This is a genomic window from Chitinophaga sancti (assembly GCF_034087045.1).
GTDB classification, from domain to species: Bacteria; Bacteroidota; Bacteroidia; order Chitinophagales; family Chitinophagaceae; genus Chitinophaga; species Chitinophaga sancti_B.
In genome coordinates this window covers 908,912-925,591 of sequence record NZ_CP139247.1, presented here as the reverse complement: position 1 = coordinate 925,591, position 16,680 = coordinate 908,912, and the positions used below count along the sequence as shown (strand labels likewise).

Here is a 16,680-nt window from a genome sequence, read left to right as displayed (position 1 = left end):
TGATCAATAAAGTCATTAAAGGTGCATCATCGCAATCTTAATATCCAGTTCTTTTTCGGGCAGGAAAGCGATATGCTGCCTTGTCGTGATCCGGACATGATGATTGTGCTGATACTCGAGGTTTTGTTCGTATTCATAAACGAGGTTGCGTACATGTCTGTTCAATTGTACGGCTGTGATATGTTGCGCATTGTCCAATTCAAGAATAATTTCCTGGGGCAGGGTCGCGTCATCCTTTGCCTTGTACATCAGGGAACGCTTGCCGGTGAACTGATCTGCCAGCATAATGGTATCGTAGGCGCCCTGCAAACTTGGTTTGTGGAGGTCTACATCCATAAAGGGTGCGAGCATATTATGTAGTTGAAGGGAATCGGGTACGGTGATAGTGACACTATCATGCTTTGTATTCAGTGAAACTGTTTTGAATAACCCGGGTTTTTGTTGTTCCAGTTCGTTGAGCTCATCCTGAAAGTAGCCTTTTAGGTCCCTGTATCCGCTGCCAGTTGGAGAAGGGGTGGAAGAGCCGGTTTTGCAGGATGTAAAGAGTATAGTGCCAGTCAGTAATATCCAGAAAAATTTCATGCAGCAAAGGTAGCGAAGTATGAGGAATTGAAAGGAACAGCAAACTGAACTGCTGCTAAGTAAGCAATAAAAAATAATGCGCCGTGAAGACGGCGCATCTGATGCATGAGCAAATCTGTCGAGAGCACTAAAAACGTAAAACGGTTTACCTATGTGAATAGTTACAGGTAATTGGGAAAAATAAAGAGGCCGTTCTGTACTCACAGAACGGCCTCTTTGTATTGTATTGTCAGTGCATCAATTAAACAAGGACATTACCACTCATTTCCTTAGGGATAGGTAATCCCATCAGTGTCAGGATGGTAGGTGCTACGTCACCTAGTTTACCAGGTTTTACTTCACCTTTGAAATCATTGCTGATGATGAAGTAAGGTACCAGGTTCAGGGTGTGAGCGGTATTTGGTGTACCGTCGCCGTTTACCATGAAGTCAGCATTTCCGTGGTCGGCAGTCAGGAACACGGTATAATCGTTTGCCAGCGCAGCTGCAACTACTTTGCTTACGCAGGTATCTACAGTTTCTACTGCTTTGATAGCGGCTTCCCAGATACCGGTATGACCCACCATGTCAGCATTAGCGAAATTGAGGGCGATGAAGTCAGCTGATTTCTGGTTGATTTCAGCTACGATGGTATCGGTTACTTCGAATGCGCTCATTTCTGGTTGCAGGTCGTAAGTAGCTACTTTAGGAGAAGATACGATCAGACGGCGTTCGCCTTTGAATTCTTTTTCGCGGCCACCGGAGAAGAAGAAAGATACGTGTGGGTATTTTTCAGTTTCTGCAATACGGATCTGGGTGCGGTTGTTTTGTTCCAGCACTTCACCCAGGGTATTGGTCAGGTTATCGTTTTCAAAGATCACGTGCACGCCTTTGTATGTTTTATCATACTCAGTCATGGTAGTGTAGAACAGGTTCAATGGTTTCATATCGAAATCAGGGAAAGCCTGTTGAGTGAGCACCTGGGTGATTTCGCGGCAACGGTCAGTACGGAAGTTGAAGCAAAGAACGGCATCCCCTTCCTGGATGGTGGTCACTGGTTTACCGGCAGCGTCAGTGATGATCACTGGTTTGATAAATTCATCAGTTACACCCGCTTCGTAAGAAGCTTTTACAGCTGCCAGTACATCGGTAGCAGGGGTACCTGTACCATTTACCAGGGCATCGTAAGCCAGTTTTACGCGTTCCCAGCGTTTATCGCGGTCCATAGCGTAGTAGCGACCGGTGATGCTGGCTACCTGACCGGTAGTTTGTGCCAGGTGAGGCAGCAGGTCAGAGAAGTAGCCGAGGCCACCTTTAGGATCTGTATCGCGGCCATCAGTAAAGGCGTGGATATATACTTTGGTCAGACCTTTTTCCTTTGCAATCCGGGTAAGGGCTTTCAGGTGTGTAATGTGTGAGTGTACACCACCGTCGCTCACCAGACCAATCAGGTGAAGAGCTTTATCGTTGTCTTTAGCGTAGTTGAAAGTTTCCTGCAACACAGCGTTTGATGCCAGTTCTCCAGTGCGGATAGCTACATTGATACGCTGGAGTTCCTGGTATACAATGCGGCCAGCGCCAAGGTTCAGGTGGCCTACTTCTGAGTTACCCATTTGTCCGTCTGGTAAGCCTACCTGTTCGCCACAAGTCACAAGCGTACTGTGTGGGTACTTTGAATAAAGACTGCTCACGAAAGGTGTCTTGGCATTTGCTATTGCGTCAGCGGAAGGAACCTGTCCTTGTCCCCATCCATCCATGATAACGAGCATGGCTTTTTTCTTTTCCATATATCCGGTTGAGATTTTAAAGCAGTAAGGTCGTAAAGTTAACAAGCATACTTCAATTCCACTAGTAATTTGATCATTTGGTAGCAAAATTCATATCAGCCTCTGATAATTTTAGATGTCATAACATGCACTTAAGTTTTAATCTAAATTTATATATTTTTTAATTTGCATTAATTACCAATTGGATGATACAACGATAATTGTATTTTCCGCGTCAACCCGCAATTTGGCATAGTTTTAGCCCATTTCACATTGATGATGAAAACTTTACTATCTACTAAAATACTGGCAATGAAAAAGATAATGTATGTGCTGGGAGTGGTGCTGTTAGCAGGCATTGTCACTGCATTTACAATGTCAGCGTCGGCATTAAATCCGGCTGCTGCAGGACCTTTTGAAGATGTAGTCAGCTCCATCAAATCGGGCGATGCTGGTTCACTCTCCCGTTATCTTGATAATACTGTTGAAATCAACATCTCAGGTAAATCCAACTCTTATAGCAAGTCACAGGCTGAAATAATATTGAAAGACTTTTTTTCAAAGAATCAGGTTAAGTCCTTCGAACTGATCCATCAGGGAGAAGGCGGTGGAGGATCCCGCTTTGGTATTGGTAATATGGGTACCTCAGGCGGAGCATATCGTACATCCTTTTTCTTACAAAAGAAGGGAGGCTCAATGGTACTCAACGAGCTTCGTTTTGAAAACAAGTAGTGATTGTTAAGATTGATATTGTTTAGTCCGGAGTACATCTCCGGACTTTTTTTGTTTGAAAGCGTCATTTAAAATTCTCTTACTTTCGTTGTCTCAAAGCAATAGTATGTTACAGGAACCAGCATTAACAAACCTTATTCGCAACGCACTGGCAGAAGATATCGGAGACGGAGACCACTCTACCCTCGCATGTATACCGGCAAATGCCAAAGGGGGTGCCAGGTTGAAGATAAAAGAGAATGGCATTTTAGCAGGAATGGAGGTAGCTACTACCATTTTCCACCTGCTGGACCCTGAAACCGTATTTACTCCCCTTAAGAAAGATGGTGAAGTGATGACCTCCGGCGAAACGGCCTTTGAAGTGCATGCTTCCGTACATACCCTGCTCATGGCCGAAAGACTGGTTCTGAACTGCATGCAACGCATGAGCGGCATTGCTACCCTTACCAATCAATACGTACAGCGCCTGAGTGGCTATCATACCAAACTGCTGGATACCCGCAAGACAACACCAAATTTCCGTCTATTGGAAAAAGAAGCGGTTAAAATTGGAGGCGGTGTTAATCATAGAATGGGACTGTATGATATGGTGATGCTGAAAGATAACCATATTGATTTTGCAGGTGGCATCACTGCCGCTGTAAACAGAACGGTTGCTTACCTCGAAGAGAACGGATTACCTTTGCAGATAGAAGTGGAAACCCGCAATCTTGATGATGTAAAAGAAGCTCTGACCGTTGGAAAGATACATCGCATTATGCTGGACAATTTTACACCAGCACAATTGCACCAGGCATTATTACTGATAGACGGGAAATATGAAACAGAGGCTTCAGGAGGCATAAACCTGGATACGATCGAAGAGTATGCAAAGACGGGGGTGGATTTCGTATCAGCAGGTGCTGTCATTCACCATGCGGTGAGTCTTGACCTGAGTCTGAAAGCAATTTAAAACAGAAATATCCCTAGCGTTGAGAAAGATATTATTTATCATCAACCGGAAAGCCGGTACGGACAGAGAGAAGCGACTAGAAGGTGTGATCCGGCGATACCTGACACCTAAGGCCTTTCAAGTAGAAATAAAACACCTGGAATACCTGGGGCATGGTGCTGACCTCTCCCGCGAAGCTGTCTCCCACGGCGTAGATACAGTGGTAGCAGTAGGTGGAGATGGCTCCATCAATGAAATTGCACAGGGACTGGTGGGCACTGATACCGCGCTCGCCGTGATACCGCTGGGAAGTGGTAATGGTCTGGCCAGGGCGCTGAAGATTCCGCTAAAAGTGCCTTTGGCACTGGAACTAATCGCCAATGGAAAGCGCAAACCTATTGACATTGGTTATGCCAACGAACACCTATTTCTTAGCAATGCCGGCGTAGGCTTTGATGCGCTCATTGCCGACCAGTTCAGAAATACGAAGAAGAGAGGATTGTGGGGCTATGCCAAACTGGTGATCAGCAGTTTCAACAAATACAAAGGACCTTCCTATAAAATCAATATTGATGGGCAGCAACTGGAGCAAAGAGCATTTATGTTCACAGTAGCCAATGGTAATCAGTTTGGATATGAGTTCAAACTGGCGCCAAACGCAAGTGTCTTCGATGGCAACCTGGATGTTTGTGTGGTGCCACCAATGCCTTTCTTTGGATTAGTACCATTGGGTTTCTTTTCACTGATGGGCAATATCGACAAGACCAGTTACATGAACCATTACATGGGTAAGCAAATCCTGGTCAAAAGTCCGGAACTTGTCCATTTGCAGGTAGATGGAGATGCAGTTCCACTTACCAGTCAGGGAGAGGTGCTCTTCAGGGTAGAACCCGCTTCCCTGCAGGTGATTGTTGCATAATTTAAAATTAGTAGTATGTCCAAAAAGAGAAATAGCGGCGGCGGGATCGTTTATTCCACAGATCCCAATTTTACACCAGCCTTTAGTGAGGAGCAGTCAGAAATGAACACCCTCCCTCCTGCTCAGCAACAGTTACGTGTAAAACTAGATACGAAGCAGCGTGCAGGAAAAGTAGTGACGCTGGTAGATGGCTTTGTAGGGAAAGATGAAGACCTGCAAAAACTGGGCAAGGACCTTAAAACAAAATGTGGCACCGGTGGCAGTGCAAAAGATGGGCAGATCCTGATCCAGGGTGATTACAAAGAGAAAGTGATCAAATGGTTGCAGGATTGGGGGTATAAAGCCAAATAACTTATTTCATTCTGAAAGTAAGGGGCGTATGCCCGGTCTGACTTTTGAAAAAGTGTGTAAAGTTCGCATGCTCTTCAAAGCCACGTCTGGTAGCACTGATAAATGTCCCGCAGGGATATGCTGAGCGAAGTGAACAGCCAATGTACTTTTCGCAGGAGTTTTGAAAGTGGTGGCATTGAACATACAGTAAAACCAGCGAAAGATCGCCAGTCGGAATCCGGCAAAAATTGCTACCTATCCTTTCCTTTTAATGATAGTAAATAAGATATAAACAGTTAGCAATTAAAATTATATGTTTCCCGGTTGCATTTTTTAATTTGATAATTTAACAAAGTTTTCACAATTTAGTCCTACACTTTATCAACCAAAATCTTGTTTTCATCTGGCTTTTTGATGAACTGCTATGAAACAACAACCAGCTACCCGCCCTGCAGTAAACAAGATATTATAACGGATTACGTGACCCCGTCATCCAACCTATATTCTTAAATATGACCGCGGCACGTAATCCGTATCATTTTAAGTGTTCGCTACAACCAAAACCGGACATATCACTTAGGAAAAATAAATTCGATCTCCCCAAATCCGAGCTCTAAGATATTTCCTGCTTTTTCAAGGCATAATTTTCCATCTGGCAGTACATTTCTGATGATGCCTTCGAAAATCTCCCCATCCTTGCGATAAAGGCCGGGTTTGTTCATACGTACCAGTTTGCTCTTATATTCTTCCAGCAAATCATTATAATGAGCAGGGTGTATTTGTTCAAATCTCTTGTGCAGAAACGTGCACAGATCCTGAGCTAACTCTACTGAATCCCAATTCTTCCCGGTTATTTGTTTGAGTGACACCGGATTCGGTAAATGTGGCGGGAAAGAAGCCTGATTGATGTTGAACCCGATACCTGTTATGGCATATTGCCATGTATTGCCACGTAGTACATTTTCAATCAAAATACCTGCTGCCTTTCTGTCACGCCAATAAATATCATTACTCCATTTAATAGCTGTCTCATCACCAGCATATTTTGCAAAGAAATCGGCAGCACCGAGTGCTACTGCCGCGCTCAGCAAAAACTGCCTGGAAAGTGGTAGCATAGTGGGTTGTAGCGCTATCGTCAGAGCGATGTTTTCACCTTTGGGCGATGACCATTGCTTTCCACGCTGTCCTTTTCCCGCAGTTTGTTCCATTGCAAACCAGGCTGTACCGGATGTCACCAGGCCCGTATTTACCTGCTCCATGGCATAGTTATTGGTGCTGTCTACTGAATCTAAGATGAAGAAAGGCTGTCCTGTCATAGAAAAGAAATGGATTGTTTTATTTTTGAAAAGGCAATGTAAATCATTTTATCTTTTCCTTAACAGTCATAAAAACGGCCTCATGCCAAGCTGCCGAAAGCCATAGCAAGTCAGTGGTTCTTAAGCATTAACACCCGGTAAACGTCCGATCATCACCTTGAGGTGCCTTCGTTTTATTCCGGCGTTATTTCAGGCTTGTTTAGTAATTTTGACAATTAAAGTTTATTTTTAACCAAAAGAGATTTTATTGGCACCCTTAACCGTTCTGAGTACGAGAAAGAAAGCGCTTACGCGCCTGAGTAGAGAAAGCGAGATTTTTTCCACCATCATCAAGGCCATCCAGGAAAAAAAGGGAGAAAACATAGTTTCCCTGGATCTGCGCCAGATTCCTGAAGCTGTGGCTGATTTCTTTGTTATATGTGAGGCTAACTCCAACACACAGGTGCGGGCTATTGCTGACTTCGTGGAAGATCAGGTGCAAAAGCATACAGGAGAAACCCCTTACAAACATGAGGGTTTTACCGCACAACAATGGATTCTTGTAGATTATGTGAATGTTGTGGTGCATGTATTCCAACCGGAAACCAGGCGATTTTATGGCCTGGAAGATATGTGGAGTGATGCCGAACGAATGGAGCATAATGAGACTAACTAATAACTTTTAACTATTACCCGACATCCGTAAAGGAGCGAAAGATTATGGAAAGAGGCAACAACTTCAACAAGGGGTCAGACAAATCGCCTAAAAAAGGACCAAAGTTCAATATATACTGGGTCTATGCCTTTATAGGTATTGCCCTGCTGGCAATGAACTGGTTTCCCTTTAACCCACCGCCCAGGGATATAAGCTGGCAGGAATTCCAGCTGGATTACCTGAAACCAGGTGATGTAGATAAGCTGGTGGTTGTAAATAAGAAATCAGTAGAGGTTTACATAAAGAGAGACCGTCTTAATGAACCCAAATTTGACAAAGTATCTAAAGGCAACCTGGGGCGTGTGAACCAGGGTCCTCATTACCGTTTTACTATCGGTAGTGAAGAAAGCTTCAAGACTGATATGGACAAGGCACAGGCCAATACCCCACTGGAAGACCAGGTGAAAGTTACCTACGAAGACAGGCAGGGTTGGTTTGAACCCTTCATTCAATTACTGTTACCATTGGTACTGCTTATTGGCCTCTGGATCCTGCTGATGCGTAAAATGGGTGGACCTGCCGGTGGCAGTGGTGGCCCAGGCGGCATCTTCAATATCGGAAAGTCCAAAGCAACCCTCTTCGACAAGGGTACCCGTGTCAACATCACCTTTAGTGATGTAGCCGGTCTCGACGAAGCAAAGGTAGAAGTAATGGAAATCGTAGACTTCCTGAAGAATCCGAAAAAATACACCGCCCTCGGCGGTAAAATACCAAAGGGTGCACTACTGGTAGGCCCTCCGGGTACTGGTAAGACCCTGCTGGCCAAAGCAATGGCAGGTGAAGCACAGGTACCATTCTTCTCTATGTCCGGTTCTGACTTCGTAGAACTGTTCGTGGGTGTGGGTGCCAGCCGTGTACGTGACCTGTTCAAACAAGCCCGTGAAAAAGCACCATGTATCATCTTCATCGATGAAATTGATGCGATCGGTCGTGCCAGAGGTAAAAACGTAATGATGAGCAACGATGAGCGTGAAAACACCCTCAACCAACTGCTGGTAGAAATGGATGGTTTCGGTACCGACAGTGGTATTATCATCCTCGCTGCTACCAACCGTCCGGATGTACTGGATAGTGCGCTGCTGCGTCCAGGACGTTTTGACCGTCAGATCTCTATCGATAAGCCGGATCTGGCTGGTCGTGAGGCGATCTTCGATGTGCATCTGAAACCAATCAAGACTTCTCCAATCCTCGATATCAAGAAACTGGCTTCCATGACTCCGGGTTTTGCCGGCGCCGATATTGCCAACGTATGTAACGAAGCAGCCCTGATCGCTGCCCGTAAAGGCAAGACGGAAGTAGAAATGGATGACTTTAACGATGCCGTAGACAGGGTAATCGGTGGTCTGGAAAAGAAAAACAAGATCATCTCTCCCGAAGAGAAAGAGATTATCGCATACCATGAAGCAGGTCACGCTATTTGTGGCTGGTACCTGGAGCATGCTAATCCGCTGGTGAAAGTAACAATCGTTCCCCGTGGTGTAGCTGCACTTGGATATGCACAATACTTACCGAAAGAACAATACCTCTATAACACCGAACAGCTGATGGACGATATCTGTATGACCCTGGGTGGCCGCGCAGTAGAAGACATCGTATTCGGTAAAGTATCAACCGGTGCCCAGAATGACCTGCAGGTGATCACCCGTATGGCCTATGCAATGGTAACCGTATATGGTATGAACGATAAAGTTGGTAACGTATCCTTCTACGATCCAAACAGTGATCAGTCTTTCACCAAGCCTTACTCTGAAGAGACGGCAAAAATGATTGACGAAGAAGTACGTGCCCTGATCGAAAAAGCTTACCAGCGTACCAAAGCGCTATTGTCTGATAAAATCGACAATGTAAGAGTGCTGGCTGGTGAACTGCTTAAAAAAGAAGTATTGTACCAGGCAGATCTGGAAAGACTGATCGGCAGACGTCCTTACGATGTACACAGAGAGCACCTGGCTGCTCACGAAGGTATGACAACTGACGGTGTGCATCCTAGTGATCTGATCAATCCTTCACCAGCTACTGCTAATGCGTAAGTTGATATGAAAGTATCTCCTGCCAAGGAAAATATTCTCAAAAGAGTAAGAAATGCATTAAGCCAGTCGGTGCCGTTGCCCTTCCCTAACTCGGAGGGCAACAACTCTGTCTTCGTGAAGGAACATGAAGGACTGGAAATGAAATTTGCAGAAGAATTTGCCCGCTTGCAGGGCAAATTCGTTTTTTGTACCAGTAAGGCCGAACTGCTGGAAAACCTGCAGGCACTGGCCGTCACCAGGGAATGGTCAGATATCATCTGCCAGACCCCGTCACTGATCAAAGATCTGCAGCTGAATCAACTGTCTGGCCTGAACAAAGGTGATATGCACTCTGCCAACGCAGCCATCACTGACTGCGAAATGCTGGTAGCCCGCACAGGTACTATCGTACTCAGCGCAGCACAGCCTTCAGGAAGAGCACTGTCAGTATATACACCTGTACATTTGGTGATCGCTTATACTCATCAGCTGGTGTTTGACCTGAAAGATGCCATCGCAAGAATGAAGGAGAAATATCAGGGAAACCTCCCCTCCTCTATTCACTTTGCCTCTGGTCCAAGCCGCACGGCAGACATTGAGAAAACACTGGTAGTAGGTATACATGGTCCGAAAGAAGTGTATGTATTTCTGGTAGATGAATAAGTCAATTATCAGTTAACAATATTCGTACAGCGCGTGACCTCGTCATGCGCTGTTCTTTTAAATAATCAAGCAAGTGACACGGTTACTGTTTTTTATTTCCATCATCGTCATGTGCGCCTCCTGTGGTAGTGGAGGGAGTGGTAACTTTAAAGATTCTACCACCACTCTCATCATTACCGATACCTGTGCCGTTATTTTCCATCCCGCAGGCGATAAACTGACCTACCTGAAAAATACGTTCAACAAGAACTCGTTTGCTGCTATGGAACAATCCAACAATGCAGCCCTGGTAGCAGACAGTGCTTACCTCGCTAAACTGGGTGTAAAGATCATCAGTACCTCTAAGCTGAAACTGAAGTTTCACAAGAAGAATGGCGAAGACGTAGACATCAACCTCATGCATGAAAAATATGCCTGGGAAGTCTTCCTGTTCGACAGCTACAATGATCCGGTAAAGGCAGATATCACCGATATCGAAACTGCCGTACAGGAGGCTGGTATCAGGTAATCACAATTTTTCTTCATCTTTGCACGCGCAATTAAAAGGCTCATGCATCATCAAATTCAACTTCCGGCTGGCAAACGTGTTTATTTCGCTTCAGACTTTCACCTGGGTGCACCAGATATGGTACGCAGCAGGGATCGGGAGCGTAAGATCGTAGCATGGTTGAATGAAGTGTCTAAAGATGCCGGCCATATCTTTCTCGTAGGTGATCTCTTCGATTTCTGGTTTGAGTACAGGGAGGTGATTCCTAAAGGTTATACCCGCCTGTTGGGGAAGCTGGCAGAACTGCGTGACAATGGTATTGGCATCTCAGTATTCATTGGGAATCATGATATGTGGATGAATGGCTATTTCGAAGATGAACTGGATATTCCGGTCTATTACGAACCACAGACTTACGACATTGCAGGCAAGCAATTTTACATTGGTCATGGAGATGGTTTAGGTCCCGGCGATCATGGTTACAAGATGCTGAAAAAGGTGTTCCGTAATCCTGTGTGCCGCTGGTTATTTTCCCTTATTCATCCATCATGGGGTATTGGACTCGCTAACTACTTCAGCCGAAAAAGCCGCGCGGCTACCGGTGGAGAGCATGAAGAAAAATTCCTTGGAGAAGAGAATGAGTGGCTGGCAGTATATAGCAAAGACATTTTAAAAACGACCCACTACGACTACTTGATATTCGGTCATCGTCACCTGCCTTTAGATCTGGAGATAGGACCCAACAGTCACTATATCAATCTTGGAGACTGGCTACGTTACTTCACGTATGCGGAGTTCGATGGTACGACCACAACCCTGAAGTATGTTAATCAAGAATCTCGTGCAAAATAGGCGGAGAATTCATCTCCTGGAAGTCAGGCATATGTAGCTTGAAGAAGTCCAGGTAAGCATACAGTAATTTTCTTCTTTTATCTTTATTCATCACTATTTCACCCAGTTGCTCCCATGCCTGGCATTGGAATAGCCTGTCTGTGATTTCACTATTCGCAGCATCCAGATAGTTGTTATGGTGTGGCGGCAGATCTGTAAATGAGCCTTCCTGTAAGTCGAGAAACGGGGCATATTCAGAATACCTTCCATTCAGGCGGAAACCCAGTTGTTCTGCCAGTTTCAAAGTAAAATACAAAGGTATATTTGCTGCAACACCTAATGGTGCCTGATCGAGTGCCGCCAGAGCTGTTTCGGCAAAGTAATAAAGCTCCAGGTGTTGTTCCGGTTGCTTCAGGCTTTTTTGTAATAGTTCAATGAGATAGAGCGCAACAGTATTCTTTACGATATTGAAGTGCAGAGAAGTGCAGATATAGCCCAGCTTAAATTCAGAAATACGCTGAATGGTTTTCTGCTCATAATGATACACCACAAGTTCAAGTATATTACCTGGCTGAAACAGGTTGCCTTTGGCTGCAGGCTTCGAAGAGCGAACGCCATTGACCATATAAGACTGGATACCAAACAGCTCTGTAAAGATGGTCACAATGGCGCTGGTTTCGCCATACTTAACCGTTCTGAGGACTATACCACGTGTTTTGTGTAACATTACAATGCAAAAATAGGCTAATTAATAAACACTATCTTCGTTACAAGATGTTCTCCCTTCGTAGTATTAGAAGCAAATATAAGGTAAACGCCTGTCTGTGGTCTGTGACCTGTATAATCCAACCCATTCCATAATGCAAGTCCACCTTTAGTCCACGTTTGATATACCACTCTGCCGCTGATATCGGTAATCTTCACTAATGTATTCTCAGCTAAACCATTGATGGCAATATTGCCGCTATAGTCATGTGTTACAGGGTTTGGAAATACCAGTACGGAATCTTTGCTCATAGTATTGCCTTCGGTGGCAGTGCCTCTGTACGACATCAACCCCTGATCGGTAGCAAAATACACCTCGCCGGTAGTGGGATGGATAGTGATACTATAAATGCGGTTGCCGGGTAGAGGGCTATTGTCGGTAGTAAAGTTTTCTTCGATGCTGGTGCCGTCTTCATTCACAAGCCATGCACCATTGTGCGTACCTACCCATTTACGGTTGGCGCCATCTACGGCAATAGCCGTCACCTGTTCATCCTGGAAAAGGTAGCCGGCAAAATTGTCCTGCTGAATGATCGGCCAGGCGGCATCGCAAGTGCTACATCCTATCACGCCGATACCGGTGCCTGTTCCCACCCAGAAACTACCATTCTTATCTTTTGCTATACAGTATACATCATTGGATGGCAGGTTGCCCAGCCCACTCCCCTGTCTGAATTGTTTCCATTCATTAGTAAGTGTATTGTATACAAAGAGGCCGTTGCTTTGTGGAGATACGATCCATATTTGCCCGGCATCATCTGCGACCAGTTGGCTGATGGCATTGCCGCTTTGTGCATAGGTACTGCGAAAGGTAAGGTAGGTACCATCCGGTTTTTTACATATCAGGTTGTAGGTAGCCCCATAAACGGCTATCCAGAGATTGCCGGAGGCATCGTTGGTAAGACCACTGATTTTTTGTCCTTGCAGGGCGTAGGTACGGGTACCGTTGGCGGCTATATGAATCAGGCCTCCCCCAAAGGAGCCTGCATACATTCCATCTCCTGTAGGATCAGGAGCCATGGTGATAATGTCATGAAGGGTATCTGTGTAATGATGCCATTCCCCGCCATTATAAGTATAGTATACGCCGGTGTTATTATTAGCTACCCAGCTGTCAGAAGCGCCTCCGACAGGGGCGTACAGGGTATTGTTGTAAAACAGCAGCTGCCCGGTGAGTATACTGGCCGGGCCATTGAGGCTGATGTCAGAGAATTCCTGGCCATCATATTGCAGTAACCCTGAAAGGGAGTCGGCCACCCAGGTATACTGGTTATTCCCCGTCGTTTGCCGGATCGCTTTTAATAACGCATTTTGAATGGGGGGACCGGCATTTCCGTCTTTTCCTATATATAGAATACTGGTATCATTGGAAACAGTGAGGTAGTCACCCTGTACGGCGATGTTTGTAGCGCCTGAGTAGTAGGGAATCCATGTTCCGTTATTCAAAATATAAAGGCTTTGATGTTGTTGACAAATCAACTGCCCATTAAAAGAAACAATATTATCAACTGTATCAGTCAACTGCCCTAAGATAGACCAGTTCCTATAATCGGCAGGGTTACTGCCAGTCAATGGCGCAGTCTTCACCCCCGCTGATGAAGCGGCATACAACTGATTATTCAAAATGGTAAAACCATATACAGAACCGATGGCGTAGGTAGCCGCTATTTCGGGTACTGTCGTATTGACTACCACTACCCCCAATCCAGTACACAGGTAGGCATTAGTACCACCTGCATAAATCCGGTAGACCGTCTTATCCTCAGTGGTTTGTTTGCGTTGTAAATCGGGTAGGTTATAGCTGTTACTTCCACTCAAAAAGTCGAGGTTGCTGTTGCGGTAAGCGATCAGTACTCCGTTATCATTGCTACAGATGGTGCTGATGCCAATATCGTGGAGGCCATTCACTTTACTATATCTTGTAATGTCCTGTTCGGCGCCAGTGGTCAGGGAAAACAACCCGGAACTGGTGGCGTAATATACCTTGTCTCCTTGCATGGCTACAGAGATAGCTGGCAGGGAGGGTAACCATGACTGCCATTGTCCGATAAGGGTTTGTGCTGATAGCAGCAGCGGACCGAGGCACAAAAGATACAGGGAGAGCAGAAACCGGTACATGCATCAAAAATAGTTATATGTTGTTACTTTATGACAATTACTGTTATATAGGCTAAGTGCCCCATTTTTTTAGACAACTTTGATTACCTTTACGACCTACTAAATTCAACGATGCTTATGTGGCAACGCTTAGCGGGTTTCGTACTAAAATTCAGGCTCCCACTGCTGATAGCATTATTAGCAGCTACCGCAGTAATGGGATATTTCGCCAGCAAGGTCCAGTTATCTTATGAGTCAAACAAAGCCATTCCTACAGACAATCCGAAGTACCAGGAATACCTGGAATTTACAAAACTCTTTGGTCAGGATGGAAACATGGTCGTATTGGGTGTTCAGACTGACAGCTTTTTTAATGCCGGATTTTTCAGTGACTACGTAAAGCTTAATGAGGACCTCAAAAAGGTGCCTTATGTAGAGAATGTACTGAGTGTACCTGTTGCCATCAATCTGTTGAAGAACGACAGTACGCACAAACTTGTCGCACTGCCTTTATTCAAGGGTAATATTCAGGACCAGGTGGTGCTGGATAGTCTGAGCAATGTATTTCATAACCTTCCTTTTTACAAAGGGTTGTTGTACAATCCTGATACACACGCTTATCTCATGATGATCAGTGTGAACAAGCAGGTGATGGCCTCTGCCGGTCGTGCCAGGGTTGTAAATGACATTATGACGCTGGGCGATGATTTCGGCGCCAGACATCATACACAGGTACGTATGAGTGGGCTGCCACTGATCCGCACAATCATGGCGGTGATGGTAGCAAAAGAAATGAAGATGTTCCTGATCCTGTCATTTGTATTGACCGCATTGATCCTCTTCGTATTCTTCCGCTCATTGGGCGCTGTGATTATGTCAATGATCGTAGTAGCGATGGGTGTGGTTTGGTCAGTAGCTACGATTGTATTGTTAGGTTACAAGATCACATTGCTTACAGCCCTGATCCCACCATTGATAGTGGTGATAGGGATACCGAATTGTGTATACTTCCTCAATAAATATCATACAGAATTCGCAAAGGATCAGAACAAGACCAGGGCACTGGTGCACATGATTCAGCGTATGGGTATCGTGACCTTATTTACGAACCTGACAGCAGCCATTGGTTTCGGTGTGTTCTGCTTTACCAAGAGTTCTTTGCTGAAAGAATTTGGTATCGTAGCAGGGCTGAATATCATGTTGATCTTTGTGATCTCATTTATCTTCCTGCCAGCGGTATTGAGCTATTTACCGGCACCTAAGGTGAAGCATACCAGCTACATGAACAACCGTTTCTTCCGCGCGTTCCTTGATGGGCTTAATGCATTGGTATTCAAATACAGACCTGTGGTATACATTGGTACAGCAGTGATGGTGATCGTAGCTATTACCGGTATGCTTCGTCTGAAATCAGAAGGCTTTATGCTAGACGATGTACCGAAGGAAGACAGGTTGTATACCGACCTCAAATTCTTTGAGCACAATTTCAAGGGTGTAATGCCACTGGAAATAGCTGTAGATACCAAAAAGAAAAATGGTGTAATCAACCTGCAAACGTTGGATAAACTGGATCAGTTGTCTAAGCTGGTAACATCACAACCAGACTTTGCACAGCCACTGTCTGTAGTGCAGGGTATTAAGTTTGCAAAGCAGGCTTATTACAATGGCGACAGTACTAACTATGCAGTACCTAACTCATTTGATATCGGTTTCCTGGCGCCTTATCTGCGTATGAAGAATACAGGTAATGGAAGCAAGGAAGCGGCAATGTTTACAAAACTGGTATCCAACTTTATGGATAGCAGCCGTCAGGTAGCAAGAGTGAGCGTAAATATGGCTGATGTAGGTTCCCGTCGTTTACCAATCCTCCTGGATTCACTGAAACCAAGAGTTAATGAAATATTCGATACAGCGCATTACCAGGTGACATATACAGGTAGCACGGTGATTTTCCTGGAAGGTAGCCGTTTCATCATCGATGGATTGATGGAGAGTATTCTGCTGGCCTTTATACTCATCATCTTCTGTATGCTGTATCTGTTCCGTTCATTCAAGATGCTGATCATCTCCCTGATCCCGAATATCATTCCGCTGGCACTGACAGCAGGTGTGATGGGTTGGGCTGGTGTACCGCTCAAGCCATCTACGGTGCTGGTGTTCAGTGTGGCGCTGGGTATAGCGATTGATGTAACGATTCGTTTCCTGGTGAACTTCAAGCAGGAATTACCCCATCATAATCTGGATATCTCTGCAACAGTAAAACAGACTATTCATGAAACAGGTTTGAGTATAGTATACACTTCCCTGATCCTGTTTGCAGGTTTCATGATCTTTGCTTTCTCTCAGTTTGGAGGTACCAAGGCATTGGGTTGGTTGACATCACTGACATTGATATTGGCGATGATCACGAATTTAACAATTTTGCCTGCTTTGTTGTTATGGATGGAGAAAGGGTTGATAAAGAAGGCGCAGAAGAAACAGTTGTGGAATACGCTGGATGATGAAGAGGATGTAGATATGTCCAAACTTGGTTTAAAAGACCGCGAGCAAGGCGAAAAATAGCTTCTAAAAAATATCCAA

At 45.0% G+C, this 16,680-nt stretch carries 15 protein-coding genes; 10 read left to right on the top strand and 5 right to left on the bottom strand.

All coding sequences use genetic code 11. The features are described from left to right. Positions 1-15: 15 nt before the first annotated feature. Positions 16-582: a hypothetical protein gene (locus SIO70_RS03810; protein ID WP_320579588.1), complete on the bottom strand. Its 567-nt coding sequence runs from the start codon at positions 580-582 to the stop codon at positions 16-18. A 241-nt stretch (positions 583-823) separates the two neighbouring features. Then, the gene (gene gpmI, locus SIO70_RS03805; RefSeq protein ID WP_320579586.1) at positions 824-2,347 is read right to left on the bottom strand and encodes a 2,3-bisphosphoglycerate-independent phosphoglycerate mutase; all 1,524 of its coding nucleotides are present in this window, start codon (positions 2,345-2,347) and stop codon (positions 824-826) included. A gap of 291 nt (positions 2,348-2,638) precedes the next feature. Here gpmI and SIO70_RS03800 point away from each other — a divergent pair, with 291 nt between their 5' ends. The 4 genes from SIO70_RS03800 to SIO70_RS03785 all read left to right on the top strand — a co-directional run bounded on the left by SIO70_RS03800 (position 2,639) and on the right by SIO70_RS03785 (position 5,259). Then, complete coding sequence (locus SIO70_RS03800) at positions 2,639-3,058, top strand: DUF4783 domain-containing protein (RefSeq protein ID WP_320579584.1); 420 nt, start codon at positions 2,639-2,641, stop codon at positions 3,056-3,058. A 106-nt stretch (positions 3,059-3,164) separates the two neighbouring features. Continuing rightward, positions 3,165-4,010, top strand: coding sequence for a carboxylating nicotinate-nucleotide diphosphorylase (nadC, locus tag SIO70_RS03795; RefSeq protein WP_320579582.1), 846 nt, complete (start codon positions 3,165-3,167; stop codon positions 4,008-4,010). A 19-nt stretch (positions 4,011-4,029) separates the two neighbouring features. After that, positions 4,030-4,908 carry a diacylglycerol kinase family protein gene (locus SIO70_RS03790; protein WP_320579580.1) on the top strand — a complete coding sequence of 293 codons (879 nt, stop codon included), beginning with the start codon at positions 4,030-4,032 and terminating at the stop codon, positions 4,906-4,908. Positions 4,909-4,923: 15 nt separating this feature from the next. After that, on the top strand, positions 4,924-5,259 hold the full coding sequence (locus SIO70_RS03785; protein ID WP_320579578.1) for a translation initiation factor: 336 nt from the start codon (positions 4,924-4,926) through the stop codon (positions 5,257-5,259). A gap of 551 nt (positions 5,260-5,810) precedes the next feature. Here the strand turns inward: SIO70_RS03785 and SIO70_RS03780 are convergent. Continuing rightward, positions 5,811-6,554 (bottom strand): biotin--[acetyl-CoA-carboxylase] ligase, encoded by a 744-nt coding sequence (locus SIO70_RS03780; RefSeq protein WP_320579576.1) that lies wholly within the window; start codon positions 6,552-6,554, stop codon positions 5,811-5,813. Positions 6,555-6,801: 247 nt separating this feature from the next. On the opposite strand from SIO70_RS03780, the gene rsfS reads away from it, so the two are divergent. The 5 genes from rsfS to SIO70_RS03755 all read left to right on the top strand — a co-directional run bounded on the left by rsfS (position 6,802) and on the right by SIO70_RS03755 (position 11,259). Further along, complete coding sequence (rsfS, locus tag SIO70_RS03775) at positions 6,802-7,209, top strand: ribosome silencing factor (protein WP_320579574.1); 408 nt, start codon at positions 6,802-6,804, stop codon at positions 7,207-7,209. Positions 7,210-7,253: 44 nt separating this feature from the next. Beyond that, positions 7,254-9,278: an ATP-dependent zinc metalloprotease FtsH gene (gene ftsH, locus SIO70_RS03770; RefSeq protein ID WP_320579572.1), complete on the top strand. Its 2,025-nt coding sequence runs from the start codon at positions 7,254-7,256 to the stop codon at positions 9,276-9,278. 6 nt (positions 9,279-9,284) lie between these two features. After that, complete coding sequence (locus SIO70_RS03765) at positions 9,285-9,920, top strand: LutC/YkgG family protein (protein WP_320579570.1); 636 nt, start codon at positions 9,285-9,287, stop codon at positions 9,918-9,920. A 73-nt stretch (positions 9,921-9,993) separates the two neighbouring features. Continuing rightward, complete coding sequence (locus SIO70_RS03760) at positions 9,994-10,428, top strand: hypothetical protein (protein WP_320579568.1); 435 nt, start codon at positions 9,994-9,996, stop codon at positions 10,426-10,428. A 42-nt stretch (positions 10,429-10,470) separates the two neighbouring features. Further along, the gene (locus tag SIO70_RS03755; protein ID WP_320579566.1) at positions 10,471-11,259 is read left to right on the top strand and encodes a UDP-2,3-diacylglucosamine diphosphatase; all 789 of its coding nucleotides are present in this window, start codon (positions 10,471-10,473) and stop codon (positions 11,257-11,259) included. Here the strand turns inward: SIO70_RS03755 and recO are convergent. Both recO and SIO70_RS03745 read right to left on the bottom strand, forming a co-directional pair. Continuing rightward, the gene (gene recO / locus SIO70_RS03750) at positions 11,234-11,965 is read right to left on the bottom strand and encodes a DNA repair protein RecO (protein WP_320579564.1); all 732 of its coding nucleotides are present in this window, start codon (positions 11,963-11,965) and stop codon (positions 11,234-11,236) included. The genes SIO70_RS03755 and recO overlap by 26 nt on opposite strands. Positions 11,966-11,982: 17 nt before the next feature. Then, on the bottom strand, positions 11,983-14,121 hold the full coding sequence (locus SIO70_RS03745) for a two-component regulator propeller domain-containing protein (RefSeq protein WP_320579562.1): 2,139 nt from the start codon (positions 14,119-14,121) through the stop codon (positions 11,983-11,985). A 117-nt stretch (positions 14,122-14,238) separates the two neighbouring features. Between SIO70_RS03745 and SIO70_RS03740 the strand changes: the two genes are divergently transcribed. Further along, positions 14,239-16,662, top strand: coding sequence for an efflux RND transporter permease subunit (locus SIO70_RS03740; RefSeq protein WP_320579560.1), 2,424 nt, complete (start codon positions 14,239-14,241; stop codon positions 16,660-16,662). The last annotated feature ends 18 nt before the right edge of the window (positions 16,663-16,680 follow it).

Bases quoted from the DNA above. Each gene is read 5' to 3' on its own strand.
- SIO70_RS03810 (WP_320579588.1), bottom strand. From the start codon at position 582: ATGAAATTTTTCTGGATATTACTGACTGGCACTATACTCTTTACATCC.
- SIO70_RS03740 (WP_320579560.1), top strand. From the start codon at position 14,239: ATGTGGCAACGCTTAGCGGGTTTCGTACTAAAATTCAGGCTCCCACTG.
- SIO70_RS03800 (WP_320579584.1), top strand. From the start codon at position 2,639: ATGAAAAAGATAATGTATGTGCTGGGAGTGGTGCTGTTAGCAGGCATT.
- SIO70_RS03785 (WP_320579578.1), top strand. From the start codon at position 4,924: ATGTCCAAAAAGAGAAATAGCGGCGGCGGGATCGTTTATTCCACAGAT.
- SIO70_RS03745 (WP_320579562.1), bottom strand. From the start codon at position 14,121: ATGTACCGGTTTCTGCTCTCCCTGTATCTTTTGTGCCTCGGTCCGCTG.
- gpmI (WP_320579586.1), bottom strand. From the start codon at position 2,347: ATGGAAAAGAAAAAAGCCATGCTCGTTATCATGGATGGATGGGGACAA.
- nadC (WP_320579582.1), top strand. From the start codon at position 3,165: ATGTTACAGGAACCAGCATTAACAAACCTTATTCGCAACGCACTGGCA.
- recO (WP_320579564.1), bottom strand. From the start codon at position 11,965: ATGTTACACAAAACACGTGGTATAGTCCTCAGAACGGTTAAGTATGGC.
- ftsH (WP_320579572.1), top strand. From the start codon at position 7,254: ATGGAAAGAGGCAACAACTTCAACAAGGGGTCAGACAAATCGCCTAAA.
- SIO70_RS03765 (WP_320579570.1), top strand. From the start codon at position 9,285: ATGAAAGTATCTCCTGCCAAGGAAAATATTCTCAAAAGAGTAAGAAAT.
- SIO70_RS03780 (WP_320579576.1), bottom strand. From the start codon at position 6,554: ATGACAGGACAGCCTTTCTTCATCTTAGATTCAGTAGACAGCACCAAT.
- SIO70_RS03755 (WP_320579566.1), top strand. From the start codon at position 10,471: ATGCATCATCAAATTCAACTTCCGGCTGGCAAACGTGTTTATTTCGCT.